Source organism: Brevundimonas sp. M1A4_2e, assembly GCF_053345555.1.
Map to the genome: position 1 here is coordinate 298081 of NZ_JBKFAI010000004.1, position 26702 is coordinate 324782.

Here is a 26702-nt window from a genome sequence, read left to right on the forward strand (position 1 = left end):
GGATTCTACGACGCTCTGCGGACTGGTCTCCAAGAGGGCAGGATGCCTGAATCAGGCGCTCGGCTCAACCACTTCGCTTCGCAGACGGACGGACAAATCGAGAATGTCCTTCCAAACCAGACCCTTAGCCTGGGGTTGGCGCAACAGGAAGGCGGGATGGAGGGTGGCGATGGCGGGCGCGGCGATTCCGCCCTCGGACAGCCGCCATTCGCGCCACTGGCCGCGGATCCGCATGATGCCGTCGTCGGTCTTCAGCACGGCCTTGGCCGCCGACGCCCCGACCAGCAGCACCGCCTTGGGCTTCAGCAGGGTCGCGGCGCGCTCGACGAAGGGCGCGCAGGCGGCCTGTTCCTGGGGCGTCGGCGCGCGGTTTCCCGGCGTCTTCCAGAAGACGGTGTTGGTGATGAAGGCCTCGTCCAGCAGCTCCGCCGCCGTCAGGATGCGGTCCAGAAGCTGTCCGGCCTGACCGACGAAGGGCTGGCCGCGCACGTCCTCCTCGGCGCCGGGCCCTTCGCCGATGATCATCAGCGACCCTTGCGGATTGCCGCGCGCAAAGACGGCCTGACGGGCGCCCATGGCGCGCAGGGGGCAGCCCTCGAAGGCCGCGATGGCTTCAGCCAGTTCGTCCAGCGTCGCCGCGCCCGCCGCCAGACGGCGGGCCTCGGCTGCGGCTTCGTCGACGGACGGCGCGGCGCCGGGTGCATGCAGGGGCGTGATTGTGGCGGGCCCCTTGGCCGCGACCGGGGCGACAAAGATCGTCCGGTCGACCGGCTCGTCCTCGAAGCAGGCGTCAACGCCCGCGTCGCGCCAGAAGGCGAACAGGGCCTCTGCGGCGGCCATGTCGAGGGAGGAGGCGTTCATAGGACCCTAGGCAATAGGCCTTGACCGCCCCCGCGTCACCTCCCGATAAGGCGAATAACCACGACGACAATGAGGATTGAGGGGACATGGCCAAGGAAATGATCGAAGGCGGCGCCAAGAACGCATGGCAGGAAGCCGTCATCGACAACCTGCCCCCGCTGGAGGCCCTGGTCGGCGCCGAGCGCGAGGTCATGGAGTATGACGTCGTCATCGTCGGCGGCGGCCCCGCCGGCCTGTCCGCCGCCATCCGTCTGAAGCAGCGGGCCGAGAAGGACGGCAAGGAGATCTCCGTCGCCGTGCTGGAGAAGTCGGCCGAGATCGGCGGCCACGTCCTGTCGGGCGCCGTCATTGATCCCAAGGCGCTGAACGAACTCTTCCCCGACTGGAAGGAACGCGGCGCCCCGCTGGAGACGCCGGTGACCAAGGACAAGTTCCTGGTCCTGGGGCCGCAGGGGCAGGCGTCGCTGCCGATGTTCGCCCTGCCGCCCTTCATGCACAACGACGGCTGCTACATCGCCTCGCTGGGCAATGTCGCGCGCTGGCTGGCCGAGCAGGCGGAAGCCCTGGGCGTCGAAGTCTATCCCGGCATGGCCGCCAGCCATGTGGTCTGGGACGAAGAGACCGGCCGGGTTAAGGGCGTCGTCGCGGGCGTCTTCGGCATCGACCGCGAGGGCAAGCCGACCGGCGACTTCCAGCCCGGCCTCGAACTGCACGGCAAATACCTCTTCATCGCCGAGGGCGTGCGCGGCTCCCTGGCCAAGACCATCATGGCCCGCCACAACCTGTGCGACGCCGCCGATCCGCAGAAGTTCGGCATCGGCCTGAAGGAGCTGTGGCAGGTTCCGGCCGAGAAACACCAGCCCGGTCTGGTCCAGCACACGACCGGCTGGCCGCTGGACGACAAGACCGGCGGCGGCTCGTTCCTGTACCACTTCGGCGACCGCTACGTGTCCGTCGGCTTCGTCGTGCACCTGAACTACAAGAACCCCTTCCTGTCGCCGTTCGACGAGTTCCAGCAGTTCAAGCACCACCCGGCCATCGCCGAGCATCTGGAGGGCGGCACGCGCATCTCCTACGGCGCCCGCGCCATCACCGAGGGCGGCTTCCAGTCGGTGCCCAAGCTGGCCTTCCCCGGCGGCGCCCTGATCGGCTGTTCGGCGGGCTTCGTGAACGTGCCGCGCATCAAGGGCAGCCACAACGCCATGAAGACCGGCATGCTGGCCGCCGACGCCGCCTATGACGCCGTGATCGCCGGCCGTTCGGGCGATGTGCTCGAGGCCTATGAAGCTGCCTACAAGTCGTCGTGGGTTTACAAAGAGCTGAAGGTCGTCCGCAACGCCAAGCCCCTGCTGTCCAAGCTGGGCACGATGATGGGCGGGGCGGTCGGCATGTTCGACCTGTGGGTCAACCACCTGACCGGCGGCTTCTCCTTCTTCGGCACGATGAAGCACGGCAAGACCGACGCCGCTTCGACCGAGCCGGCGGCGATGCACAAGCCGATCGCCTATCCCAAGCCGGACGGCAAGCTGTCGTTCGACAAGCTGTCGAGCGTCTTCATCTCCAACACCAACCACGCCGAGGACCAGCCCGCCCACCTGAAGCTGCTGGACCCGTCCGTGCCGATCAACGTCAACCTGCCCAAATACGGCGAGCCCGCGCGGCTGTATTGCCCGGCGGGCGTGTACGAAGTCGTCTATGCGGACGAGGCGAACCGCGCCGATCCGCGCTTCGTCATCAACGCCCAGAACTGCGTCCACTGCAAAACCTGCGACATCAAGGACCCGTCGCAGAACATCGTCTGGACCACGCCGGAGGGCGGCGGCGGCCCGAATTATCCGAACATGTAAGCTGACATCCCTCTCCCGGCGGGAGAGGGCTTGAGCGCACGAGAGCGCAGCGATCGTTCTTGCGCGAAAGGGTGAGGGGCTAAGGTTTCAGCGGCATTAGCCGTTACGCCATGGCCTTCGGCCGACTTGGCCCGCGAACCCTCACCCTTTCGCCTGTTCCAATCGCCTTCGGCTCTTGGAGGCTCAAGCCCTCTCCCAACAGGAGAGGGATTTGCGCTTTCAGACTCTTGCGGGCGCAGGGGAAAGCGTGAAGGGTCCGGCCATGCGTTTCGTCTCTTCTCGCCCTGTCCTGTTCCTGACGGCTTCCGCCCTCGTGCTCGCTCTGGCCGCGCCCGCCCTAGCGCAGGAGGCGCCGCGGGAGCCTGAAACCCAGCCGCAGGACGTAGAGACGCACACAGAGCCCAACGGCGACCCGGTTCCGCACATCATCATCGCCGATGAGCCGGAAACGCCCGAAGAACCCAAGGTCACGCCCATTCCCGCCGAATGGTCGCCGATCCCGCTGGACGCCCATCGAAACAGCGCCTTCGGCCTTTACCTGGCGGGCCGCAACGCCCTGACCAGCGGCGAGAGCGCGACCGGCGCCGATTACCTGGCCCGCGTCTACGCCCTGACTCCCGAGCAGCCGCGCGTGCGCGAGCAAGCCTTTACCGCCGCCCTTCTGGCGGGCGACCTGAATGAAGCGGGGCGCATCGCCCCGACCGATCCCGAGGTCTCCCCGGTTATCGTTCAGGCCGGGCGGCTGGTGCAGGCGGTGCAGGCCTATGCCGGGGGCGACGCGCGCCGCGCCAACGCCCTGTTGATCGCCGCCCCTGTGGGCGAGCCGCACGACCGCGCCGGTTTCTATGTCCAGGCCTGGATCGCCGCCGCAGCCGGGGACTGGGATCGCGCCCTGGCCATGCCGCCGGCCGATTTCGACCCGGTCAGCAATCTGGTCGCGCGGGGCAATCGCGCCCGCCTGCTGGAGCAGCGCCGTCGTTATGATGAGGCCGACGCCGAATGGCGGGACCTGACCAGCCACGCCCTTGCCGGCGCCCTGTTCCGTCTGCCCTATGGCGAGTTCCTGGAGCGGCGCGGCCGTCGGGACGAGGCTCTGGTTCAGTATGACGCCGCCGTCACCGCCCGCACCGCCGACCGTCGGGTCATGGAGGGCCGCGAACGCGTCTTGTCCAAGGCCCGGCCGCCGGCCTTGGTGAACTACCGTGAGGGCGCGGCCCAGGCGCTGCGCACCGCCGCGGACCAGATGGTCGCCCAGCGCGCCTATGAGTTCGGCGCCGTCTATCTGCGTCTGGCACAGAACCTGGCGCCCAGCGACAACACCCAGCTGCTGATCGGCCAGACCCTGATCCAGGGCGGCATCGAGCCGGCGGGCCGCGCCGCCCTGGCCGAGGTCAGCGAGGCGTCGCCGGCGACCTACGCCGCCGCCCGGGTGCAGATGGCCATCAGCCTGGCCAAGGTCGATCGCAACGACGAGGCCCTGGTTGAACTGCGGCGCGCGGCCTCCGTGCGGCCGGACGAGGCGGCGGTGGCCTATATGCTGGCCAGTCAGTTGCTGCAGATGGAACGGCACGAAGAGGCGCTGGAGCTGTTGAACGGCCCGCTGCTGAACACGGCGGATCAGGGCTTCGAGGTCCATTTCCTGCGCGGCGCCGCCTATGAATCGCTGGACCGGGACACCGAGGCGGAGGCCGAGTTGTGGGCCGCCCTGCAGATGCAGCCCGACAATCCGACCCTGCTGAACTACCTCGGCTATCTGTGGGTCGATACGGGCTCGCGGGTCGAGGAGGGCGCCGCCATGATCGCCCGCGCCCACGCCGCCGATCCCAAGGACGGCAATATCCAGGACTCGCTCGGCTGGGCCCAGTTCCGTCAGGGACAGTATGAGGCGGCGGTGGTCAATCTGGAGGGCGCTGTCGACAAGGAGCCGGCCAACGCCGAGATCAACGACCACCTGGGCGACGCCTATTGGGCCGTCGGGCGTCAGCGCGAGGCGGGCTTCCAGTGGAACCGTGTGCTGACGCTGGAGGTCGACGACAAGCGCCGCGCCGAGGTCGAGGCCAAGCTGCGCGACCGCCTGGGTCGGGATCCTACGGGGGACAAGGGCCTGGGCAACGCCGGCGGCGCGGCCGACTGAAGCCATGTCGACCCATGACGTCCTGAGCGGGCTGGCGCCCGCCAAGATCAACCTGCTGCTGCACGTCGGCCCGGTGCGCCCGGACGGCTATCATCCCCTGGTCAGCCTGGCCGCCTTCGCCGATGTCGGCGACCGAGTGACCGCGCGCCGCGCCGACGCCCTGTCGCTTGCGGTCGAAGGGCCGTTCGCGGCCGGGTTGGACGGGCAGGGCGACAACCTGATCATCAAGGCGCTGCTCGCTCTGGGGGAGGCGGCGGGAATCGGCGCGCCGCCCGTGGCGGTCACGCTGGACAAGCGCCTGCCCATCGCCGCCGGACTGGGCGGCGGATCTGCGGATGCCGGGGCGGCGCTGCGGTTGACGGCGCGCCTGCTGGGCCTCGATCTGCCGGAAGACGAACTGGAACGCCTCGCCCTTTCCGCCGGGGCGGACGGCCCCATGTGCCTGCGCGCTCGCCCGGCCTGGGCCTGCGGGATCGGAGAGGCTCTGGAGGACGAACCGCGCCTGCCGACCCTGCACGGCGTGTTGCTGAACCCCGGCCTGCCGTCGCCGACGGGCGCCGTCTATCGCGCCTATGACGCCGCGCCCGCCGCCGGGGCGGATCGCCCTGCGCCGCCTGCCGACTGGTCGGTCGCCTCGGTCATCGACTGGCTGTCGGCTCAGAGGAACGATCTTGAGGCGCCCGCCCTGTCGGTCACGCCGGGGATTGAACAGGCGCTGGCCGCCATGCGCCCTGCGCCGGGCTGTCGCCTGACGCGGATGTCCGGCTCGGGCGCCACGGTCTTCGGCCTGTTCGATGATCGTGCGGCGGCGATCGAGGCGGCCTTGGCGCTTGATCGGCCGGGCTGGTGGTCGCGTCCGGTGGTGCTGGGCGCTCCGGATATCGAGCCGCGTTCGGTAATTTAACCGGATTTACAGCCCCTGCGGTCAAGCTGGCGGCCATGACCCAGCTGACGCCCGAACAGACCGCCGCCTTCGAACGCGCCCTGTCGCGCCTGTCGCCCGCCGACCGCGCTCGCGTCGCAGAGATCAAGGACGCTGCGGCCCGCGCCGCCGCCGAGGTCGCGCCTCACTGGGACTTCGAACTGGCCGCACGCGCCGTGGACGGCCTGCTGGGGGAGGGCGCGAACGACGACCAGAGACGCGGCCTGGTCGCCGCCTGGGCGCTGGAGCTGCCCGGCCGCATCGCCGCCGAGCGCCTGCCGCAGGCGGTTCTGTCCGGCTATCCGACCTATGTGGACCGTCTGGCGGCCTATCTCGACAGCGGGGCGGACCCGTATGATCCCGACTTCTGGGCCAAGGACGTGCGCGTGGCCCTGGCGCTCAGCGTGCCGGGCAGCAAGACGCAGATGCTGGACCTGTCCTCGCCGGTCGGACCCGGTCTCGTGGTGCGGCATATGCTCGGCGGTCGCGGTCCTGGTCCGTTGATCGCTTGGCTGCAGGCGGGAGGCTGGCGGCCCTGGCTGGAGACCCACACCGAGGCGCGCGACCTGTCGGACTTCAACGAGGCGGGTTGGGAGCGCAACTGGGCCGCCGCCGCCGCCCTGTTGCAGACGCGGCCGGAACTGGCAGGCGTCATCGGCTCCAGCTGGTTCTTCGATCCGCCGCTGGAGACCATCAGCCCGCGCCTGACCTATCTGCGGACAACGCCCGTGAACAACGGCGCCTTCATGATCCATCAGGGCGGCGGCGAGATCCATGACGAGCGGGCTTCGGCCTCATCCCCGACGCGCCGGGCGATGATCGAAAAAGGCGAATACCGCGCCTGCTCCTGGCTGCTGTGCTGGCCGCGCAGGCCCCTGATCCGCTGGGCGACGCAGCAAGGCCTCATCTGAGGGCAGGGCGGCTGAAAACCTTCAACCTATAGGTGCGACATCTTGGCGCGCCGTGTCCGGATTTCTCGGCTGGGCCTTGGGGCGGAATCTCAAGCTCCCTTCCCGGCGGCGCTCGGAAAAGCGGGTTTGGAGAAAAATTCCAATTTCGAGCCGTCGAAGCGTTGCCGTATCGTAAAATCATAGTTGTGAAGAAGAATCTCCGTTCCGTGATTGACAGTAGTCGGAACTTTCCGGCTCAAATGCAGGTGGAGGGAGCGCCGGGGAATCGACGGTCAGGGGACTATCGGGACGGACGCGCCTTTTTGTGCAGTCATCATTGCGGGGAACCATGATTAACGCGTTCAAGGTCGGCCTTCTTGTTGCAGTCGCCGGATCGGCCCTTGTCTGGGCCAGCGACGCCTCCGCCCAGGCGCCGGTCGCGCCGCCGGCGGGCGGCTTCTATATGGCGGACGGCTCGCGCACCGCCGATTATCAGGCGGCGCTGGCCTCCTGGCGCGAAGACGCGCAGTTCTCGATCGACTATTCCAAGGCTTATCTGGGCCTGGAGCACGCCTATGTCCTGGGCCTGACCGGCAAGGGCCTGACCGTCGGCGTCAATGACGCGGGCGTCTACATGGACCACCCGCTGTTCGGCGGGGCGGGCAAGATCAAGGGCCTGAATACCGTCGTCTCCGACGACTACGGCAACGACGGCCGCATCAATCCCCGGCGCGGCTGGGAAGGTCACGGCACCCACGTGGCGGGCACCATCGGCGGCGGCCGCATGGAAGGCGAGCTGATGTTCGGCAACGCCTTCGGCGCCAACATCTATTCGGCCACGACCAACTTCGCCGCCGGCGACTTCCTGTGGTTCCGCGACGTCTACATCAACGGCGACATCGTCAGCACGCCCCAGACCAACATCATCGACCTGGCCGCCACCGGCGAGGTGCGGATCATCAACAACAGCTGGGGTTCGTCGAACAGCCTGCCCTTCAACGCGTCCGAGGCGCTGGTGCGTCAGACCTTCGGTCCGCGCAGCAACTACGGCGACTTCTACAAGCCGGTTCTCGACAATGACGTCCTGGTCGTCTTCTCGACGGGCAACGGCGGAGGCGCGCACGCCGGCATCGACGCCGCCGCGCCCATGTTCGATCCGCGCCTGCGTTCCAACTGGCTGTCCGTCGCCAACTATACCGGCGCCCTGACGCCCAGCCCCTCGACCAGCTTCTGCGGTCAGACCGCGACCTGGTGCGTGGCCGGTCCGGGCCATCAGATCATCTCGGCGGTGCCGGGCTTTGACTTCGACTTCAACGCCATTGTCGCCATGTATCGGCCGGCGGATTACATTTCGCTCTACACGCCCACGACGGTGGCGGCGTTGCAGAACGCGGCTGTAAACCGCTTCCTGGGCACGCTGAACGCCTATCTGAACGCCAAGTTCGCCGCCGAGGCTGCGGGCCTGCCGTTCGATGAGGCCGCCGCGCGTCGTCGGGTGGCCGAGGACGCGGTCGCCATCACCCTGATTTCGGGCGGCCGCATGGGCGACCCGGACGGCTTCACCTCGCAACTCGCCAGCCTGCTGACCTCGGCCGGCAACATGGCGATCCTGACGCCGGCTTTCTCGTCTGACGTGCTGACCCAGGCCAACGCCCTGCTGATGCAGCGGCTGGACAGCCTGATCACCTACACCGGGCCGGGTTATGCGGCCTACACGGGCACCTCAATGGCGGCGCCCAACATCTCGGGTTTTGCGGCTCTGCTGATGGAGCACTTCCCCGAGTATGACACGGCGCTGATCAGCGACATCCTGGTGTCCAGTTCGCTGGACCTGGACGCGCCGGGCGTGGACCTGAGGTCCGGCTGGGGGGCGCCGCAGATGGAGGTCGCGCTCAAGGGGCCGACGGCTCTGCGCGACGTTCGGGACGTCGATGTCCGCGTCGGCACGGTGGACGTGTGGAGCAACGACATCGGCGATGCGCGCGACCGCTATTCGGCCGAGGTTCTGGCCTCCTTCCCTGACGACATCGGCGGCATCGTCAAGAAGGGCGGCGGCGAGCTGATCCTGACGGGCAATAACGACTATACCGGCGCCACCCGGGTCGAAGGCGGCCTGCTGACCGTCAACGGCAGCCTGATCAACTCGACCTCGACCGTGGCGGAGCTGGGGATGCTGGGCGGCCTGGGCCGTCTGGCCGATGTGGTGGTCGAGAAGGGCGGCGTCCTGTCGCCCGGCGATACCGCCAATCCGTTCGGCACGCTGACCATCGCCAACGACCTGCTGTTCAAGGACGGCTCCTATCTGTGGATCCGCTCCAGCGTGAACGGGGCACAGCATTCGCGCGTGGCCGTGGAAGGCGCGACCACGCTGGAAGGCGGCGAAGTCATCCTCAAGGCCGACCAGGGCGAATGGAACCTGCGCACCCGCATGAACATCTTGCAGTCGGCGGGCGGCGTGACCGGCGCCTTCGCCGGCGCCAAGAGCGATCTGGCCTTCCTGAAGCCGATCCTCACCTATGACGCCAATACCGTGAAGCTGACCCTGGTCCGCAACGATGTGACGATCGCCTCGGTGGGGACGACGCCGAACACGAAGGCTGTCGGCGGCGCCCTGGACGTCATGACGGCGTCGATCATCCCGGACGCGCCCGCAGGCCGCAACACGGCCCTTGAAGACGCCATCCTGGACGGCAGCTTCGACAATGTGCGCGGCGCGCTGAACAGTCTGACGGGCGAGGTCCACGCGACCCTGGCCGGCGTGGCCACCGGCGACTCGCGCTTCATCCGCGACGCCATGCTGACGCGCGGCCGCAACGGCACGACCGAGGCGGTCGACGGTCGCGGCGTCGCCGTCTGGGCGTCGGGCGTCTTCGGCAGCGGGCGTCAGGACAACGGCGAACTGGCCGGCTTCCGCAGCGAAACCTCGGGCTATCTGGCCGGGGTCGAGAAGACGCTGAACGGCCGCGCCCACATCGGCGTCGCCGTCGGCGAAAGCCAGTCGGAAATCCGCGCCAACCGCCTGAGCTCGACGGGCGAGGTCAAGACCCAGCACATCGGCCTCTACGGCGCCGCCAGCCTGGGCGCCTTCGACTTCCGTCTGGGCGGCGCCTGGATGGATTCGCGCACCCGCACCGACCGGACGGCCTCGCTGAACCGCTTCAACGAGCAACTGACCGGCCGTTACGACGGCGAGGCCTGGCAGGCCTATGGCGAGGTGTCCTGGCGCAAGCCGGTCATGGGCTCGACCGTGCTGGAGCCGTACCTGAACTACACCCGTGTCGAATATGATGCGGACGTGGTCGAGCGCGGCGGCGACGCGGCCCTGTCGGGCCAGGTCTCCCAGACCTCGGACCTGCTGACGGCGGGTCTGCGCACCGAGACCTATCTGGCGGGCGGCAACGGCCGTCCGGCGCTGTCGGCGGTGGGCCACCTGGCCTGGACCGAAGACCTGAGCGGCGACGGCCCCGTGTTCAACGCGGCCTTCGCGGACGGTCCGGTCTTCCGCGTCGAGGGCGCCGACCTGAACTCGGGCGCGCTGCAGGCGGGCCTGGGCTTCAACATCGAGGCCAACAAGTCGACCAATATCGAGGTCGGCTACTCGGGCGTCTTCAACGACGACTACAAGGACCACCGCCTGACCGGCCGCGTCAGCTTCCGGTTCTGATCAGTGCGGACGCCGGGACTTCGGTCCCGGCGATCCTGACGGACAGACGCCGTCGCCCTCAACGGGCGGCGGCGTTTTTCGTCGCCGACTAACAATCGCTCATCCCGGCGAAGGCCGGGATCCAGATGCCGTGACGAGGCGCCAGGAGGTCAAGGCGCGAACGGGCTGCGCGACAATGTCCGTTGCGCCATACAATCTGGATCCCGGCCTTCGCCGGGATGAGCGGAATTTAGAGGCCGCCGCCCAACCGCTCCCACGCCTCGCCGACCGGCAGGATCTCCAGCCCCGCCGCATTGGCCAGGCGGATCAGGCGGTCCAGGTCTGCGGGCGTGCAGCCGTAGGGGGTGGGGTCGCTCTCTACGTCATGGCCATAGGCGATCAGCCAGCCGGGCGCTTCAGCCGCGCGGGCGACCAGCGCCTCCAGGTCGTAGTGGGGCAGGCGGCGGGACTCCAGGCCGATGGCCTGAAGGTTGGCTCGGTCGGCGCGCCCGGCGTTGACCCCGTCGCGCACGCCGCGACCCAGCAGGAAGCGCCCGTCGATCACCGCCTTGGCGCTTAAGGCGACGTCGCCGAACGGCCAGGCGAAGGTGGTCATGACGTGGCCGTCCAGCCGATCGCTGACCCACTCGGCGTTGCGCGCCAGCTGGTTCGTCAGTTCGGCGGGGCTGAGGCGCAGGGCGCTGACGTGGTCGAAGGTGTGGCAGCCGATCTCGTGCCCGGCCTCATGCGCGGCCTGCAGATGCTCGACCTCGAACTGGGCCTTGCCGATGTTCTCGCCGCCGCACAGGCCGCCCGCGACGTAATAGGTCGCCCGAACGCCGTGTTCAGCCAGGATCGGCCCCGCCTCGGTCCAGGCGCTGGCCGGGAAGTCGTCGAAGCTGAGGCTGAGAATGCCGCGCGCAGGCGCGACCGTCACCGGCCTGACGCCCATATAGCGCGCCGCCCGGCGGCGCATCTGATCGATCCGTTGCTGCATCATGGGCGCCTTCTAGCGCATCGGCGCTTGCAGAAGGGTGAAGGTTTCGGTCCGCTTGCCTTGCTGGCGAAGCGTGGCGGCCCTATGGTCCGCGCCTCCCGAAATCGGACCGAAATGTCGACCGTGGCCGCTGCTGAACCTCTATCGTTTCAGGACCTGATCCTGACCCTGCACCACTATTGGAGCGAGCAGGGCTGCGCCATTCTGCAGCCCTATGACATCGAGGTCGGCGCCGGCACCCTGCACCCGGCCACCGTGCTGCGGGCGCTGGGCAAGAAGCCGTGGAAGGCCGCCTATGTCCAGCCGTCGCGCCGCCCCGGCGACGGCCGCTATGGCGAGAACCCCAACCGGCTGCAGCACTATTACCAGTATCAGGTCATCCTGAAGCCGAACCCCGACAACCTGCAGGAGCTGTATCTGAACTCCCTGCGCGCCATCGGCATCGACCCCAGCCTGCATGACATCCGCTTCGTCGAGGACGACTGGGAAAACCCCACCGTCGGCGCCTGGGGCCTGGGCTGGGAGGTCTGGTGCGACGGCATGGAGGTGACGCAGTTCACCTATTTCCAGGGCGTCGGCGGCATCGAGGTCGACGTCGTCTCGGGCGAGCTGACCTACGGGCTGGAGCGTCTGGCCATGTATGTTCAGGGCGTCGACAACGTCTATGATCTGAAGTTCAACAAGGAAGGCCTGACCTATGGCGAAGTCTTCCTCGAGAACGAGCGCCAGCAGTCCGAAGCCAACTTCCACGGCTATGACGTCGCCGCGCTGAAGCGCCGCTTTGAGGACATGGAGCGCGAGGCCGCCCACTTCCTGACCATGAAGGGGCCGCAGGGGCAGCCGCTGGTGCTGGCCGCCTATGACCAGGTGCTGAAGGCCTCGCACCTGTTCAACCTGATGGACGCCCGCGGCGCCATCGCCGTCGCCGAACGCCAGAGCTACATCGGCCGCATCCGCGACCTGTGCAAAGCCTGCGCCCTCGCTCAAGTCGAACACGAACGGGCGACCGCCTGATGCCCCAGCTTCTCCTCGAAATCTTCTCCGAAGAAATCCCCGCCCGCATGCAGCCCGGCGCCGCGCGCGACCTGGAGCGCATGGCCTCCGACCGTCTGAAGGCCGCCGGCCTGACCTGGGACGCGCTGACGACCTATGCCGGGCCGCGCCGCCTGACGCTGGTCATCGATGGCCTGCCCGCCGCCACGCCCGACCGCAATGAAGAACTGAAGGGGCCCAAGACCTCGGCCCCGGCGCAGGCGCTGGAAGGCTTCCTGCGCAAGACCAGCCTGACTCAGGACCAACTGGTCGAGCGCGACGGCGTCTGGTTCGCGCAGATCAGCAGCAAGGGCCGCGCGACTACCGAGGTCGTGGCTGAAAGCGTCGACGACATCATCCGCCACTTCCCCTGGCCCAAGTCGATGCGCTGGGGCACGGGCACCCTGCGCTGGGTGCGGCCGATCAAGCGCATCCTGGCCCTGTTCGACGGGGCGGTGATCCCGTTCGAGGTGGACGGCATCCAGAGCGGCGACGTGACCGAGGGCCACCGCTTCATGGGCGCGGGCCAGCCGTTCGCGGTCAAGGACTTCGCCGACTACCGCACCAAGCTGGAGCGCAACTTCGTCCTGCTGGACGCCGCCGACCGAAAGCTGCGTATCCTCGAGGGCGCCAAGGCCGTCTGCGCGGCCAAGGGGCTGGCCCTGGTCGATGACGACGGCCTGCTGGACGAGGTGTCGGGTCTGGCCGAATGGCCGACGCCGATCCTGGGCGACATGGACCCGCAATTCCTGGCCCTGCCGCCGGAAGTGGTCCAGCTGTCGATGAAGGTGCACCAGAAGTATTTCGCCGTGCGCGAACCGGGCAAGGACGGTCTCGCCCCGCACTTCGTCGTCGTCGCCAACGTCGAGGCGACCGATGGGGGGCAGGCTCTGGCGGCGGGCAACGCCAAGGTGCTGTCGGCGCGTCTGAGCGACGCCGAGTTCTTCTGGACCGAGGATCAGAAGGTCGGCTTCGACGCCTGGAACGCCAAGCTGAAGGACGTCACCTTCCACGCCAAGCTCGGCACGTTGGCCGAGCGGGTGGACCGCATCGCCGCCCTGGCGCGCGAGATCGCCCCGCTGGTCGGCGCCGATCCGGCTCAGGCCGAACAGGCCGCGCGCCTGTCAAAGGCCGACCTGGCCTCGGGCATGGTGGGCGAGTTCCCGGAACTGCAGGGGATCATGGGCGGCTACTACGCCCGTCTGGCCGGCCAGCCCGACGCCGTGGCCGACGCCATCCGCGACCACTACAAGCCGCAGGGACCGGGCGACACCGTCCCGACCGCCCCGGTCACAGTCGCCGTCGCCATGGCCGAAAAGCTGGACACCCTGGTCGGCTTCTTCGCCATCGACGAAAAGCCCACGGGGTCGAAGGACCCCTACGCCCTGCGCCGCGCCGCGCTGGGCGTGATCCGGCTGGTGCTGGAGAACGGGGTGCGGGCTCCGTTGAGCAAGGTCATTCACCCGGCAGGCGAGATGATCGTCACTGGCCAGAAGCTTTCAGGGGAAACGCAGTATACTGCTGATCTTCTCGCTTTCTTCGCCGACCGCCTGACCGTCCTGCTGCGCGACAAGGGCCAGCGTCACGACCTCGTGGCGGCTGTCTTTGCGCTGGGCGACGACGATCTGGTGCGGATCGTACGTCGGGTGGAGGCGCTGGCCGCCTTCCTGGCGACGGACGACGGAGCCAACCTACTGGCCGGCTACAAGCGCGCCGCCCAGCTGCTCAAGGCCGAGGAGAAGAAGGGGCCGCTGCCGCAAGGCGCCGTCGCCACCGGCCTGCCGAACCAGCCGGCGGAAGAGACCGCCCTGGCCTTCGCCGCCGCCGCCGCCGCCTCGGCCGTGGACGCCGCGCTGGAGGCCGAGGACTTCGCCGCCGCCATGACGGCCCTGGCGCGCCTGCGCGCTCCGGTCGACGCCTTCTTCACCGCCGTCATGGTCAACTCCGACGTGGCCGAAGAGCGCGAAAACCGCCTGAAGCTTCTGGGCCAGGTGCGCAATGTCATGAACCGCGTCGCCGACTTCGGCCAGATCGCGGGCTAATCCATCATCCCTTCTCCCCTTGTGGGAGAAGGTGGACGGCGAAGCCGGACGGATGAGGGGTGCGAGGACACGGGCGGGCGGCTTCTGATCAAACCTCGCGCCGACACCCCTCATCCGGCCCTGACGGGCCACCTTCTCCCACAAGGGGAGAAGGATTTGAGAGTGCTAACGTCTTCGGCTGCTTGAGCACCCTTGCCCACAAGGGGAGAAGGCTCAGGCTACCGCATAGCGCGCGGTGATGCCGTCCGGCTGGAAGTCGTGCTGTTCCAGCCGGTCCAGGGAGGCCAGAACGCGGGCGAGGAAATCCTCCGCGTCGCCGTCCTCGATCGCCGGGCGCAGCCAGTCGGTGACGATGGCGCGCGCCGGATAGGTCCCGACCGGACCGGGGACGCTCAAGGCCACTTCGATCCCCTCGGCGATCCAGCCCGCCACAGTGACGAAGAAGTCCATCTCCGCCAGAAAGTCCGAGCGCCGCAGGACATAGAGGGTGATCATCCCATCCTCGACCCCGTCGGGCCGCACGATCACGCCGCTGCGGTCGGGCCGCCAGTCGTCCGACAGCTCGACCGCCCGCCACAGGCAGAACCAGACGCGGCACGTCTGCGGCCGGATGGCGTGCACAGAACATCCGGCCCCGTCGACGCAATAGCCGCACAACTCTCCCGTCGGCTTGGCCAGCTCAGGCAGATCCAGCGGTATCACGCGGCAGCACTCGACACAGCCGCCGCAGGTCCGATCGGGAAGAAGAGGAAGGCTCATGCCCGCCCCTTAGCCGAAAACCCGGCGAAATGCGCCGGATGTCGATCACCTCGGGCGAGACCGCCGGATTTTTGTCATGAGTAGTGGGGTGGTGGCGGACAGAGAGGGATTCGAACCCTCGATAGAGTTGCCCCTATACACGCGTTCCAGGCGTGCGCCTTCAACCACTCGGCCACCTGTCCATTCCACCTGAGCCCGGATGCGTCCGGGGCGGAGCCGTCGGGAGCGGACCGACGGGAGGGGCTGATTAGAGCATGACGACCCCATGGGCAAGCGCTCTTGAAGCCTCCATATAGGCGTTGACGGTGTTTTCGCGGAGTTCTCGCCATGTTGTTGAAGAAGAATGATGAACTGCCCACGCCTGAGACGGCTTTGCCGGGGCGGGCCGAGGCGCTGGCGACCGATGAGACCCACTTCGTGCTGGGCCATGCGCTGAAGGGGCCGCACCCCGCGGGGATGCAGACGGCCGTGTTCGGCATGGGCTGTTTCTGGGGCGTGGAACGGGTGTTCTGGCAGTTGCCGGGCGTGTGGGTCACATCGGCGGGCTATGCGGGCGGGATCACGCCCAATCCGACCTATGAAGAGGTCTGCTCGGGCCGGACCGGCCACGCCGAGGTGGTGCAGGTGGTGTTCGATCCGGCCCAGATCACCTACGGCGACTTGCTGAAGGCCTTCTGGGAGAACCATGACCCGACGCAGGGCATGCGTCAGGGTAATGATCTGGGTACCCAGTATCGCTCGGCCATCTATACGCTGAATGACGAGCAGCAGGCGGAAGCGGAAACGTCGCGCGACGCCTATCAGGCGGCGCTCAGCGCGGCGGGGCGCGGGGCCATCACGACCGAGATCGAACCGGCGGGCCCGTATTATTTCGCCGAGGATTACCATCAGGGTTATCTGGCCAAGAATCCGGCGGGCTATTGCGGCATCGGCGGGACGGGCGTGGTCTGCCCGATCGGCCTGGGCGTTGGGGCATGAGCGGGGGCGCCTGATGGACCGCGCTGGCGTCGGCAAGGTCTGCCTGGCCTTGCCGGGGGCGACAATGGATCACCCGTTCGGACCCGGGCATGACGCCTATAAGGTCGGCGGCAAGATGTTCGCCTTGATCGGGGCCGAAGGCGGGCTGTCGTTCAAGGTCTCCGACATCGCCTATGAGGTGCTGACCGAGGAGGGGCGCGCGGCGCCGGCCCCCTATCTGGCGCGGGCGAAATGGGTGCATCTGGCCGATCCGGGCGACTGGCCGGACGACGAGCTTGCCGACCATCTGAAATCGGCCCACGCCCTGATCGCCGCCAGGCTGACGAAGAAGGCCCGGGCAGAGTTGGGTCTTCTCCTCCCCATGTAATGAGGAGGTGGATCGGCGGCGAAGCGGCTGAGACGGAGGGGCCGCTTGGTTCCGCTGTCGCCGAGCCCCTCCACCACTTCGTGGTCCCCCTCCCCACATGTGGGGAGGGGAAGGCGCCGGTTACCTGGTCTTCTGCTCGGCGATCCAGCGGTCCATGCGCGCGTCCAGCAGGGCCAGCGGCAGGGCGCCGTCGACCAGCAGGGCGTCGTGGAAGGTCCGCACGTCGAAACGGTCGCCCAGCTCGCGCTCGGCCCGGCTGCGGATCTCGCGCAGGCGGATTTCGCCGATCTTATAGGCTGTGGCCTGGCCGGGATCGCCGATGTAGCGCTGCAGTTCGGTCTCGATGTTGTGCGGCGACAGGGCGGAGTTGTCGCGGAAGCAGGCGCGGGCCTGTTCCTCGCTCCAGCCCAGCCAGTGCAGGCCGGTGTCGGCCACCAGACGACAGGCGCGCCACATCTCATAGCTCAGGCGGCCGAACCGCTCGTAAGGCGTGCGGTAGATGCCCATTTCCTCGCCCAGGAACTCGGAGTACAGGCCCCAGCCCTCGCTGAAGGCCGTCACCGACGCGCGGCGGCGGTAATAGGGCTGGTCGGCGGCTTCCTGCTGCAGGGCGATCTGCAGATGGTGGCCCGGCACGGCCTCGTGCACCGTCAGGGCGGGCAGTTCATACAGGGGCCGCTGATCCAGTTTGCCGGTGTTGACGATGTAGCCGCCGGCGACGCCCGTCTTCATCGACCCGGCGTTGTAGCGGCCGGTGGTGTAGGTCTCTTCCATCTCGACCGGCACCGGGCGCACGCCATACGGCAGGCGCGGCAGGGTGGCGAACAGCGACGGTAGGCGGTCGTCCGAGCGTTTGGCGATCTCGGACGCCTTCTCAAGCAATTCCTCGCGCGTCTGGGCGTAGAACTGCGGGTCCGTGCGCAGGAAGTTCAGGAAGCCGGCGAAGTCGCCGGTCCAGCCGGCGGCGCGCATCTCCGTCTCCATGCGGGCGCGGATGCGGGCGACTTCCTCAACGCCGATCTGGTGCACCTGATCGGGCGTCAGGTCGGTGGTCGTATTGCTGCGGACCAGGAAGGCGTAGAGATCGCGGCCGCCGGGGCGGTGGACCAGGCCCGGCGCCTGCGGGGCCTTCGGCGCATATTCGTCGCGCAGCAGGTCGCGCCACGCGGTGCGGCGGGCGGTGATCGGCCCCTCGACCAAGGCGCGGGCGCGGGCGCGGAACTGTTCCTGCTGGGCGGCGGGGATGGTGGCGGGCAGGGCGTTGAACGGGCGCAGCAGGACGTCGCCCGCCTCGCCCGGCGTCAGGTCGCGCTCGGCCTGGGCCAGGGCGCTGTCGACGACTGAACGGGCCTGGATCAGGCCGGTCTCCAGCCCGCGCCGGGTGTTGGCGATGCCGGCGTCGTAATAGGCGGGCGCCGCCTCCAGACGCTTCAGCCAGGCCTCGGCGTCGGCGGCCGTGGCGATGCGCGTGGCGGGCGCCACATAGGCCAGCATCTGGCCGGGGCCGCCTTCGGAATCGAAGGCCAGACGCGACGGGTCCAGTTCGATCCGCTCCAGCTCGCGGCCGATGAGATAGCCGACGAACGCGTGGTTCAGGCGGTGCGATTCATCCAGCGCGGCGGGGTCGATGGCGTCCAGCCGGGCCTTCAGCGCGTTCAGCGGCGCGCGGCGGGCCAGTTCGCCCGCACGGCTGGCGTCGGGCAGGCGCGACAGGGCGGCGCGGTCGCCGTCCATGCCCGAGCCGATCGGGTCGTTCTGGCGCAGATAGGCTTCGTATTCGACCAGCAGGGCGTCGAGCGCGGCGGCGCTGGACTGGCTCTGAGCAACGGCCGCCTGCGCAGGCAGGGCGGTTGCGGCCGTGAGGCCCGACAGGCCGAGGCCGGCGATGAGAAGAAGATGACGCATGACTGAAGCCCTCCCACGAGCAGGCGGGGAAGGGAGCGGACGGCGCCGCTGCGGTCAAGCCCTTAGCGGCACAACTCCAGGAAGCGGGCGGCGCGATCCTGCGATCCCGGCTGGGCCGCCATTATCGACCGCTGGTCGCCGTTCCACACGGCCAGCCAGCCGACGCGCTGGAAACGCTGGAAAACCGGATGCGACGCGGGCGCTGTGGCGACCAGATGGACGCCGTCGTGCATGTCCGCCGGCTCGATCCGGGCCGAGAAGGTCTCGGTGTCGCCGCCTGACTCCACCGTTACGGAACGGCGCTGCGGCGTTCGGTCGGCGGCCAGCGACAGGCCGATCTTGCCCGATCCGGGGGCGCACATGAGGCTGAGCGGCACGTCGTCGGACTGGGCCAGTCCATAGGACAGGCGCGGCTCGTCCGGATCCTCGTTTAGGAACCAGTCGTAATCGGCGACCGGCAGGGGGCCGGCGCTGGTCGCCAGAGGCGCGACGGTCGGCGCGCAGGCGCCCACGGCGGACACGGCGGCGACGGCTGCGGCGGTCAGCCAGAAAGAGAGGCGCATCCTGATCCCTATCCGGTGCACAGTTCGGCGAAGCGGCGCAGCTTGGGCAGATTCGCTCGGTCGATCTCTATGGTCTGGGCCTGTTCGCCCAGGGTGAGCGTCAGCCGCCCGGTCGCCAGGAAGGCGGCGAAGACCGGATGGTCGGCGCGCAGCACCGCCTCCAGACGGCCGCGTCGCGCCCGGGCCTCGACCTCGGCCGATGCAGCGCCGGAGCGGATGGTCGCGAACCCGTCGGCGCCCGGCGCGTCATGGAAGGCCAGCCGCACGATGCTGGAGCCTGGCGCGCATTCCAGCGTGGTGCGCAGGCGCGGCGTATCCGGGATCTCATTGGCCAGGACCAGGGGGCCGTCGCCGCTGTAGAGGGTCCAGGTCCAACCTTCGGAGGCGCGCGGCGGTCGCGCGGGCGTTGCGGCCTGAGGCCGTTCGGCCGGCGTTTGGGCTCCGCTCTGAGGCGCCGTCTGCACGGCCAGGGCGAACAGCATGGCCTGGGACAGGCCGAGCAGTGAGGTCATGTTTCAGCCCCCGCTGAGGAAAACCGGGGGACTGTGGTCACGCATGTCCTGAAGCGCAATAGCTAAGGAAGCCCTGGACCATGCGCCGCTCGGCGCGGGTGGCTGTCAGCTGACGATCGCCGGCCTCAGTCTGGACGGTCATCCGTCCGCCGCGCGCCAGCCCGGTCAGGGCGGCATCGCCCAGCGGCAGGCGCGCCTCAAAGGCCTCGCCGTTCGACAGGGGATCGATGGGCTGCGGCCCGTGCGAAGCCAGGACCAAGCCTGCGCTGCGCGGCTGAACATCGCCATAGACCACGGCCGAGCCCTCGCCCGGCGCACAGGTCAGCATCAGGGCCAGCTGGTCCGAATCCGGCAGGCCATACGCCAGTTTCGCCATCGGGCCCTCGCGCAGCACATGCCAGCCGGCGACCGGCTCGGTTTCGCCGCGCGGCGCCGAAGGCGCTTGGGTCGCCGCATGGGCTGCAAAGGCGGCCAGGCCCACGGCGCTCAGGATTGGAAAAAGGCTCTTACGCATCACAAGTTCACCCGCGTTCGACAGAGCAAACGCGGGTCGCTTGTTAAGAGTTCACGGCTCCGCTGGGCCGCGCGCGATTCAGTGATCGGGTGCGGCTGGAATCACACGTTTCGGTGAACGCGGATCAGAACGGGCTGAACCGCTCGACCAGGGATTGGGCGGCGGGCGTCGCCTGCATCCGGCTGATGTCGCCGCGCCCGCCGTAGCTGATGCGCGCTTCGGCGATCTGGCTGTGGCGGATGGTGTTGGCGCTGGAGATGTCCTCGGGCCGGACGATGCCGGCGACGGTCAGCTCGCGCACCTCGCGGTTGGTGCGCACTTCTTGCCGACCCTGGATGACCAGGTTGCCGTTGGGCATGACGGCGGTGACGACAGCGGCCACCGTCAGGTTGACCCTCTCAGAGCGGTTGACGCTGCCGGAGCCGTTGGCGTTCACGGCGCCTTCGGTGCCGATCATGTTGGCGGCGTCGAAACCGCCGGGGAAGGCGCGGCCCAGGCTGTTCTCCAGCCCGAAGAAGTTGGTCACTCCGCCCGAGGCGCTGTTGGTGCGGTTGCGCTGGGTCGAGTTCTGGGTCTGGGCGCGGTCGTTGATGTCGATGGCGACGGTCAGGATGTCGCCGACGCGGCGCGCGCGCTGGTCGCCGAAGAAGCTGCGCGCGCCGGTGCGCCACAGGCTGTTGGCGCTGGCCGAGGTCGGCTCAGGCAGATAGGCCTGCTCGACCGGGACCAGGGCGGCCGGATAGCCGATGGGCGCCAGTTCCGGGCCCTTCACCGCCTCGATGGCGGTGGAGCAGGCGGCCAGCGAGAGCGCGGACAGGGACAGGGCGATCAGGGGCAGGGGGCGCATGATGTCTCTCTCGCTCAACGGGCGGCGAACTGTTGCGGGTTGCGGCGGGCCATCTGGGCGGCGGGGCCGGCGACGGCCCGGCCGGGGCCCACGGCCACGGCGTCGATGGTGCGGTTGGACTGGACGTTCAGGATCGGCACGGCCTCGCCCGCCGAGGCGTTGCGCGTCGCCTTGCCGGTGACGGTCAGTTCGACGCCGTCGCTCAGATAGGCGACCTCGACCATGTCGTTGCGGGCGATGACCTGGGGCGAGGCCAGGTCGCGCTGGGCCACGGGCGAACCGGCGCGCAAGGCGCGCTTGGCCTGCAGCCCGATCACGACTTCGGCGTCCTGGGGCGCGCCCGCCGGGGCCAGGTGCGACTGGACCGAGGCCCAGATCACGTCTTCGGGCTGCACCACCTCGCCGGCGGCCAGGCTGCGGGCATAGGTCAGGACCTCGACGCTCGCGCTGGCTCGAGGGGGCGCGCCGACGCTGGCGATGGCGGGACGAGCCGAGGCTTCGGCCGCAGCGGCGCCGCCTTCACGCACCACGATGCGACGCAGGCCGTTGGGGTTGGTCCATTCCAGCCCGGCGCGGCGCGCTGCGATCTGCACCTGGGAGGCTTCCAGCACGGCGGTGGGGCCGACGCGGCGGCCGACCACGACACTGGCCGCCTCGCCCGCGTTGTCGAACAGCTCGCCCAGGGTGATGCGGCCGTCGTCGTCGACCGGATCGGGCAGCAGGCTGACCGGCCCGGCCAGCGCAGGGGCGGCGAGGGCGGCCAGGGCGACGGCCAGGACGGGGGCGAGGATCAGGGCGCGCTTCATGGCTTAGCTCTTCACCTGGGCCGTGACGGCCAGCATGTCGTCGGCGGTGGTGATGACCTTGGAGTTCATCTCATAGGCCCGCTGGGCCACGATCAGCGCCGTGATCTCGCTGACCGCGTCGACGTTGGAAGACTCGGTATAGTGCTGCAGCAGATTGCCGTAGCCGACCTCGCCGGGCACCCCGACCGTGGCGGGGCCCGAAGCCGCCGTCTCCAGCAGCAGGTTGTCGCCGATGGCTTCCAGGCCCGCCTCGTTGAAGAAGGTCGCCAGCTCCAGCTGGCCCACGACCTGCGGCTCCGGCTCGCCCTGAGTGGTCACCTGGACCTGGCCCGACTTGGAGATGGTGACGTCCAGCGCGTCCTGCGGAATGGCGATGGCGGGCTCGACCGCATAGCCGTCGTCCGTCACCAGCTGGCCTTCGCCGTTGATGGTGAAGTTGCCTGCCCGCGTATAGGCCAGCTCGCCCGAGGGCAGGGTGATCTGGAAATAGCCCTTGCCCTGAATGGCGACGTCGTAGGTGTTGCCGGTGCGGTTGGGGCTGCCCTGTTCGGTGATGCGGTAGACGCTGCCCGCCTTGACGCCCGAACCGATCTGGATGCCGGTCGGCACCACGGTGCCCTGCGACGAGGACTGGGCCCCCATGCGCTCGACGTTCTGATACAGCAGGTCCTGGAACTCGGCCCGCTGACGCTTGAAGCCGACCGTGTTCATGTTGGCGATGTTGTTGGAGATGACCTCCACGTTCAGCTGTTGGGCGGCCATGCCGGTGGCGGCGGTGCGAAGCGCGCGCATGTCTCAGCTCTCCCTTACGAAACCCGGCCCAGCCGCTCGATCGAGCGGCGCGACAGGTCGTTGGTGTTTTCGATCATCTTGGTCACGCGCTCATAGGCGCGGTTGATCTCGATGAGGTTGGTGATTTCCATCAGGGTGTTGACGTTCGACCCTTCCAGCGCCCCTTGACGCACCTGGGCGTCGGTCGCCTCCATCGGCTCGGCGCCGGACGTGTTCCGGTACAGGCCGTCGCCGGACTTCTGCAGCACCGACAGGTCGTCGAAACGCACCACGGTCAGGCGGCCGATCGGCTGGCCCTGCTGGCTGACCGTGCCGTCGTGGGCGACGCTGACGGGGCCGCGTTGCGGGTCCAGATCCAGTTCGGCGCCGTCGGCCATGACCAGCAGGCCCTGTTTGGTCGTCAGCCGCCCCTCGGGATCGGTGACGAAGGAGCCGTCGCGGGTATAGGCGGGGCCGGTCGGCGTCTGCACCGTGAAGAAGGCCCCTTCGCCCTCGATGGCGAAGTCCAGGTCGCGGCCGGTCTGCTTCAGCGCGCCCTGGCCGAAGTCGCGGCCGACGCCCTTGTCCAGGACGAAGCTGGCCGAGGGGCGGATGGCGTCGTTGCGCGCGCGCTCGCCGATCTCGGTCCCGACCATCAGCTGCTCGACCTTGAAGCCGGTCGTGTCGGCGTTGGCGACGTTGTTGGCCACGATGTCCAGCTCGCGGCGAAGCGTCATCTGGCGTGACAATCCGATATAGGCGGCGTTTTCCACGAGCGGGCTCCTTTCGCCCTTTCCCGTCGCAACGACCGTGCCAACAGGGTTAACGCCCGTAGAATGGGGGTTCGAGCGGTTCTGAGCCCTGCGGCGCCCGGCAGGATTTGCCGATTGTAAACGCCTCGTTAACCAAAACAGGGCCACACCCGGCATGTGAGGATCGGGGCGGCTTGGGCATGCTGAAACTGAAGCTGGGCAAGAAGAAGAGCGAGGCGCCGGTCGGCGACGACGCCAACCTGCCCGCCGTAAGCGAGGCCGCGCCCGGCGCTGAGGGCGACGACGGCGCCGCCGAGGCCTCGGGCAAGAAGAAGATCCCGCTGCTGTTCATCATCATTCCGGCGGCGCTTGTGGTGCTGGGCGGGGGCGGCGCGACCGCCTTCATGCTGATGAAGCCCAAGTCCGCCGAGGCGGCGGGCGGTCACGCGGCTCCAGCCAAGGAAGACAAGAAAAAGGACGGCGGCGGTCACGGCGGCGGCAAGGAGGGCGAGGCGCCCGCCGGCGCAGGCAAGATCGCGGCCGGTCCTGACGGCGTGACCTTCTACACCCTGCCGGACATGATCGTGAACATTCAGTCGGTGGACGGGCGTCCGACCTATCTGAAGCTGCGGCTGACGCTCGAGATGAAGGACGCCTCGGTGGCCTCGCACCTCCAGGCCGAGGCGCCGCGGATGCAGGACATGTTCCAGGGCTTCCTGCGCGAACTGCGCCCCGAGGATCTGGCCGGGTCGGCCGGGTCGTATCAGCTGCGCGCCGAGATCCTGCGCCGCGTCAACCTGATCGCGGCGCCCGGCAAGGTCGACGCCGTGCTGATCGAAGAAATGCTCGTGCAGTAATGAGCGACACCCTGGCTCCCGACAACGAACTGGATCCCTTCGGCGGCGACGCCGACCTGGGCGCCGATCTGGGCGCGGGTCTGTCCGAGCGCGTGCTGAACCAGGATGAGATCGACAGCCTGCTGGGCTTCGACATGGGCGGCGGCGACGATGATGAGCGCAGCGGCATCCGCGCCATCATCAACTCGGCCCTGGTCTCCTACGAGCGCCTGCCGATGCTCGAAATCGTCTTCGACCGCCTGGTGCGGCTGATGACGACCAGCCTTCGCAACTTCACCTCCGACAACGTCGAGGTCAGCCTCGACACCATCAGCTCCATCCGCTTCGGCGACTATCTGAACTCCATCCCGCTGCCGGCCATCCTGGCGGTGTTCCGGGCGGAGGAACTGGACAACTACGGCCTGCTGACGGTCGATTCCAACCTGATCTACTCCATCGTCGACGTCCTGCTGGGCGGGCGCCGCGGCACGGCGGCCCTGCGGATCGAGGGGCGGCCCTACACCACCATCGAACGGGTGCTGGTGCAGCGCATGGTCGAGGTCATCCTGAACGATGCGCGGCAGGCGTTCGAGCCCCTGACCCCCGTTCACTTCAATCTGGACCGGCTGGAGACCAACCCTCGCTTCGCCGCCATCGCGCGCCCCGCCAACGCCGCCATTCTGGTCAAGCTGCGCATCGACATGGAAGATCGCGGCGGCCGGGTCGAACTGCTGCTGCCCTATTCGACGCTGGAGCCCATCCGCAAGATGCTGCTGCAGCAGTTCATGGGCGAGAAGTTCGGCCGCGACAACATCTGGGAAGGCCACCTAGCCACCGAACTCTGGACCACCGAAACCGAGGTGCGCTGCGTGCTGGACGAGCAGCAGATGCCCCTGTCCAAGGTGCTGGACCTGAAGGTCGGCGACACCTTGATGCTGAACGCCACGCCTGAGTCCGAAGTCTCGGTGCGGGCGGGATCCATCCCGCTGACGACAGGCAAGATGGGCCGCAAGGGCCAGCACATCGCCGTCCGCGTCGAAGGCCCCATCAGCACCGACGCCGCCGCCCGTATCGCCAGAGGGACCCGCTGACATGACCGGCATCATCCTCGACTCCATCCTCATGCTGCTGCTGGTCGCGGCCATCGGCTACGGCATCAAGCTGGAGCGCAAGCTGAAGAGCCTGCGCGAGGGTCAGCTGGCCTTCGCCGCCGCCGTGACCGAGCTGAACAGCGCCGCCGGACGCGCCGAACAGGCCCTGGCCACCCTGCGCGCCTCGGGTCAGGAGACGGACCTGCTGCACGACCGCATCATCAAGGCCCGCGCGGTGAAGCAGGAGCTGGAGGTGCTGATCGCCCGCGCCCCGGCACGCCCGGTCGACAGCCGCATCGAAACGCGCGAGGACGAACGCCGCGCCGCCGCCAGGGCTCTGACCGAGATCGAGGCGACCGCCGAGGCCGAACCGGCCCGCGCCTCTGCGGTCTCGCCTCTACTAGATGACGAGACCCGCGCCCGCCGCATGGCCGCCCTGATGGAGCGCATCGAGGGGGCCCGCGCCGTCATGAAAGCGCCGTCGCCGAAGCCTGCGCCCGCGCCTGAGCGCGCCTCGCCGGTGATGCAGGCCCTGGCCGCTAACCATGCTGCGCAACAGAGCCTAAACCGCGCCCGCCGTAGTCTGGACGACGACCTGTTCGCTGCTTGATGTTGGCCCCTATGTCCGAGGCGCGGCCTCGGACGACTTGAGGGGCGATGGTGTTACGCCGCTTTTTTCCTGAGTTTGACCGATGAGCAAGCTGCCCCGCCTTCTGCCCCTGATCGCCGTCGCCATCGGCGGCGTCGTGGCCGTGCGCGCTGCGGGCGTGGCGCCGGATCTGTTTCAGGGCGCGACCGCCTGGGCTCAAGAAGCCGTCGTCAAGGAAGGCGAGGGGGCCAAGCCTGAGCCCAAACCCGCCCCGGCCGTCTGCGCCCTGACGCCCGAACAACTGGCCCAGCAGGCGGGGATTTCTCCGGCCGAGCTGCGCATCATCCAGTCCCTGTCCAAACGCCGCGACGCGCTGGACGCGCGCGACGCCGACTTCGCCACCACCCTGCCGCTGATGGTCGCCGCCGAGCAGAAGCTGGACGCCAAACTGCAGGCTCTGGAAGCCCTCAAGAGCGAGATCGGCGCCCTGATCGGCCAGGTCGACGAAAAGGAAAAGGCGGAAGAGGACCGTCTGGTCGCCGTCTACTCCGCCATGCGGCCCAAGGAGGCGGCGGCGGTCTTCGCCACCCTGGACGACAGCGTGCGCCTGCCGGTCGCCTCGGCCATGCGCCCCCGCACTCTGGCCGCCATCATGGCCCAGATGCCGCCCGCCGCCGCGCGTGAACTGACCGAGAAGCTGGCCAAGCGCTTCCAGGCCGAGCAGTACGCCGCCCGCGCCGCCGCCGTGGCTGCGCCCGCTGCGACCGCTCCGGCGCCGACCCCAGCCGCCCAGCCTGCAGCGCCTGCGCCCGCGCCCGCCCAGGCGGCCCAGACGACGCCGCGCCGTCCGGCGGCTCGCCCCGCCGCCCAACCGGCGAGAAAGGCGGCTGCGCCCGCCGAAACCGGTCCGCGCCCCTATGCGGCGGCGGCCGACGCCCCGGCCGGGGCGCGCCAGTCGGTGCAGTAATCGTCCTAGCTCCTCCGCTATTGAGGGGAGGGGGAGAATGGTTGTCGCGAACCGCCCGCGCGGCTATTCAGCCCGCT

At 68.8% G+C, this 26702-nt stretch carries 24 protein-coding genes and 1 tRNA gene; 13 read left to right on the forward strand and 12 right to left on the reverse strand.

The window, feature by feature from the left end; all coding sequences use genetic code 11:
• Positions 1 to 51: 51 nt before the first annotated feature.
• Positions 52 to 861 carry a uracil-DNA glycosylase gene (locus tag ACLBV5_RS10870; protein ID WP_447605692.1) on the reverse strand — a complete coding sequence of 270 codons (810 nt, stop codon included), beginning with the start codon at positions 859 to 861 and terminating at the stop codon, positions 52 to 54.
• A 191-nt stretch (positions 862 to 1052) separates the two neighbouring features.
• Between ACLBV5_RS10870 and ACLBV5_RS10875 the strand changes: the two genes are divergently transcribed.
• The 5 genes from ACLBV5_RS10875 to ACLBV5_RS10895 all read left to right on the forward strand — a co-directional run bounded on the left by ACLBV5_RS10875 (position 1053) and on the right by ACLBV5_RS10895 (position 10318).
• Positions 1053 to 2708 carry an electron transfer flavoprotein-ubiquinone oxidoreductase gene (locus ACLBV5_RS10875; RefSeq protein WP_253120735.1) on the forward strand — a complete coding sequence of 552 codons (1656 nt, stop codon included), beginning with the start codon at positions 1053 to 1055 and terminating at the stop codon, positions 2706 to 2708.
• A 262-nt stretch (positions 2709 to 2970) separates the two neighbouring features.
• The gene (locus ACLBV5_RS10880; RefSeq protein WP_447605693.1) at positions 2971 to 4842 is read left to right on the forward strand and encodes a tetratricopeptide repeat protein; all 1872 of its coding nucleotides are present in this window, start codon (positions 2971 to 2973) and stop codon (positions 4840 to 4842) included.
• 4 nt (positions 4843 to 4846) lie between these two features.
• Complete coding sequence (locus tag ACLBV5_RS10885; protein WP_447605694.1) at positions 4847 to 5746, forward strand: 4-(cytidine 5'-diphospho)-2-C-methyl-D-erythritol kinase; 900 nt, start codon at positions 4847 to 4849, stop codon at positions 5744 to 5746.
• A 35-nt stretch (positions 5747 to 5781) separates the two neighbouring features.
• On the forward strand, positions 5782 to 6675 hold the full coding sequence (locus ACLBV5_RS10890) for a hypothetical protein (RefSeq protein ID WP_447605695.1): 894 nt from the start codon (positions 5782 to 5784) through the stop codon (positions 6673 to 6675).
• Between the two features lie 328 nt (positions 6676 to 7003).
• Positions 7004 to 10318, forward strand: coding sequence for an autotransporter domain-containing protein (locus ACLBV5_RS10895; protein WP_447605696.1), 3315 nt, complete (start codon positions 7004 to 7006; stop codon positions 10316 to 10318).
• A gap of 229 nt (positions 10319 to 10547) precedes the next feature.
• On the opposite strand, the gene ACLBV5_RS10900 is transcribed toward ACLBV5_RS10895, so the two are convergent.
• The gene (locus tag ACLBV5_RS10900) at positions 10548 to 11297 is read right to left on the reverse strand and encodes a polysaccharide deacetylase family protein (RefSeq protein ID WP_447605697.1); all 750 of its coding nucleotides are present in this window, start codon (positions 11295 to 11297) and stop codon (positions 10548 to 10550) included.
• Between the two features lie 111 nt (positions 11298 to 11408).
• On the opposite strand from ACLBV5_RS10900, the gene ACLBV5_RS10905 reads away from it, so the two are divergent.
• Both ACLBV5_RS10905 and glyS read left to right on the forward strand, forming a co-directional pair.
• Complete coding sequence (locus ACLBV5_RS10905; protein ID WP_003165881.1) at positions 11409 to 12308, forward strand: glycine--tRNA ligase subunit alpha; 900 nt, start codon at positions 11409 to 11411, stop codon at positions 12306 to 12308.
• Entirely contained in the window at positions 12308 to 14368 is a 2061-nt protein-coding gene (glyS, locus tag ACLBV5_RS10910; protein ID WP_447605698.1) for a glycine--tRNA ligase subunit beta, read from the forward strand. Before ACLBV5_RS10905 ends, glyS begins: the two co-directional genes overlap by 1 nt.
• Positions 14369 to 14581: 213 nt before the next feature.
• Here glyS and ACLBV5_RS10915 read toward each other — a convergent pair whose 3' ends face one another.
• Positions 14582 to 15127 (reverse strand): hypothetical protein, encoded by a 546-nt coding sequence (locus ACLBV5_RS10915; RefSeq protein ID WP_447605699.1) that lies wholly within the window; start codon positions 15125 to 15127, stop codon positions 14582 to 14584.
• A gap of 92 nt (positions 15128 to 15219) precedes the next feature.
• A tRNA-Ser gene (locus ACLBV5_RS10920) sits at positions 15220 to 15309 on the reverse strand.
• A gap of 145 nt (positions 15310 to 15454) precedes the next feature.
• Between ACLBV5_RS10920 and msrA the strand changes: the two genes are divergently transcribed.
• Positions 15455 to 16105, forward strand: coding sequence for a peptide-methionine (S)-S-oxide reductase MsrA (gene msrA / locus ACLBV5_RS10925; protein WP_447605700.1), 651 nt, complete (start codon positions 15455 to 15457; stop codon positions 16103 to 16105).
• 13 nt (positions 16106 to 16118) lie between these two features.
• Entirely contained in the window at positions 16119 to 16472 is a 354-nt protein-coding gene (locus tag ACLBV5_RS10930; RefSeq protein ID WP_447605701.1) for an MmcQ/YjbR family DNA-binding protein, read from the forward strand.
• Positions 16473 to 16592: 120 nt separating this feature from the next.
• Here ACLBV5_RS10930 and ACLBV5_RS10935 read toward each other — a convergent pair whose 3' ends face one another.
• From ACLBV5_RS10935 to flgF, 8 genes are all read right to left on the reverse strand, one after another.
• On the reverse strand, positions 16593 to 18377 hold the full coding sequence (locus ACLBV5_RS10935) for a DUF885 domain-containing protein (protein ID WP_447605702.1): 1785 nt from the start codon (positions 18375 to 18377) through the stop codon (positions 16593 to 16595).
• A 62-nt stretch (positions 18378 to 18439) separates the two neighbouring features.
• Complete coding sequence (locus ACLBV5_RS10940) at positions 18440 to 18940, reverse strand: hypothetical protein (protein WP_447605703.1); 501 nt, start codon at positions 18938 to 18940, stop codon at positions 18440 to 18442.
• An 8-nt stretch (positions 18941 to 18948) separates the two neighbouring features.
• Entirely contained in the window at positions 18949 to 19452 is a 504-nt protein-coding gene (locus ACLBV5_RS10945) for a hypothetical protein (protein ID WP_447605704.1), read from the reverse strand.
• Positions 19453 to 19489: 37 nt separating this feature from the next.
• Positions 19490 to 19966 carry a hypothetical protein gene (locus tag ACLBV5_RS10950; RefSeq protein WP_134581482.1) on the reverse strand — a complete coding sequence of 159 codons (477 nt, stop codon included), beginning with the start codon at positions 19964 to 19966 and terminating at the stop codon, positions 19490 to 19492.
• 124 nt (positions 19967 to 20090) lie between these two features.
• The gene (gene flgH, locus ACLBV5_RS10955) at positions 20091 to 20813 is read right to left on the reverse strand and encodes a flagellar basal body L-ring protein FlgH (RefSeq protein ID WP_025977796.1); all 723 of its coding nucleotides are present in this window, start codon (positions 20811 to 20813) and stop codon (positions 20091 to 20093) included.
• Positions 20814 to 20827: 14 nt separating this feature from the next.
• Entirely contained in the window at positions 20828 to 21619 is a 792-nt protein-coding gene (gene flgA / locus ACLBV5_RS10960) for a flagellar basal body P-ring formation chaperone FlgA (protein ID WP_447605705.1), read from the reverse strand.
• A 3-nt stretch (positions 21620 to 21622) separates the two neighbouring features.
• Complete coding sequence (gene flgG / locus ACLBV5_RS10965; protein ID WP_025977794.1) at positions 21623 to 22411, reverse strand: flagellar basal-body rod protein FlgG; 789 nt, start codon at positions 22409 to 22411, stop codon at positions 21623 to 21625.
• 14 nt (positions 22412 to 22425) lie between these two features.
• On the reverse strand, positions 22426 to 23163 hold the full coding sequence (gene flgF / locus ACLBV5_RS10970) for a flagellar basal-body rod protein FlgF (RefSeq protein WP_447605706.1): 738 nt from the start codon (positions 23161 to 23163) through the stop codon (positions 22426 to 22428).
• Between the two features lie 179 nt (positions 23164 to 23342).
• On the opposite strand from flgF, the gene ACLBV5_RS10975 reads away from it, so the two are divergent.
• The 4 genes from ACLBV5_RS10975 (at position 23343) to ACLBV5_RS10990 (ending at position 26625) form a co-directional block, all read left to right on the forward strand.
• On the forward strand, positions 23343 to 23999 hold the full coding sequence (locus tag ACLBV5_RS10975) for a flagellar basal body-associated FliL family protein (RefSeq protein WP_134581479.1): 657 nt from the start codon (positions 23343 to 23345) through the stop codon (positions 23997 to 23999).
• Entirely contained in the window at positions 23999 to 25069 is a 1071-nt protein-coding gene (gene fliM, locus ACLBV5_RS10980) for a flagellar motor switch protein FliM (RefSeq protein WP_278069609.1), read from the forward strand. The genes ACLBV5_RS10975 and fliM overlap by 1 nt, the downstream gene beginning before the upstream one ends.
• A 1-nt stretch (position 25070) precedes the next feature.
• Positions 25071 to 25679, forward strand: a complete 609-nt coding sequence (locus tag ACLBV5_RS10985; protein WP_447605707.1) for a DUF6468 domain-containing protein — start codon at positions 25071 to 25073, stop codon at positions 25677 to 25679.
• Between the two features lie 82 nt (positions 25680 to 25761).
• Positions 25762 to 26625 (forward strand): magnesium transporter MgtE N-terminal domain-containing protein, encoded by an 864-nt coding sequence (locus ACLBV5_RS10990; RefSeq protein ID WP_313633453.1) that lies wholly within the window; start codon positions 25762 to 25764, stop codon positions 26623 to 26625.
• Positions 26626 to 26702: the final 77 nt, after the last annotated feature.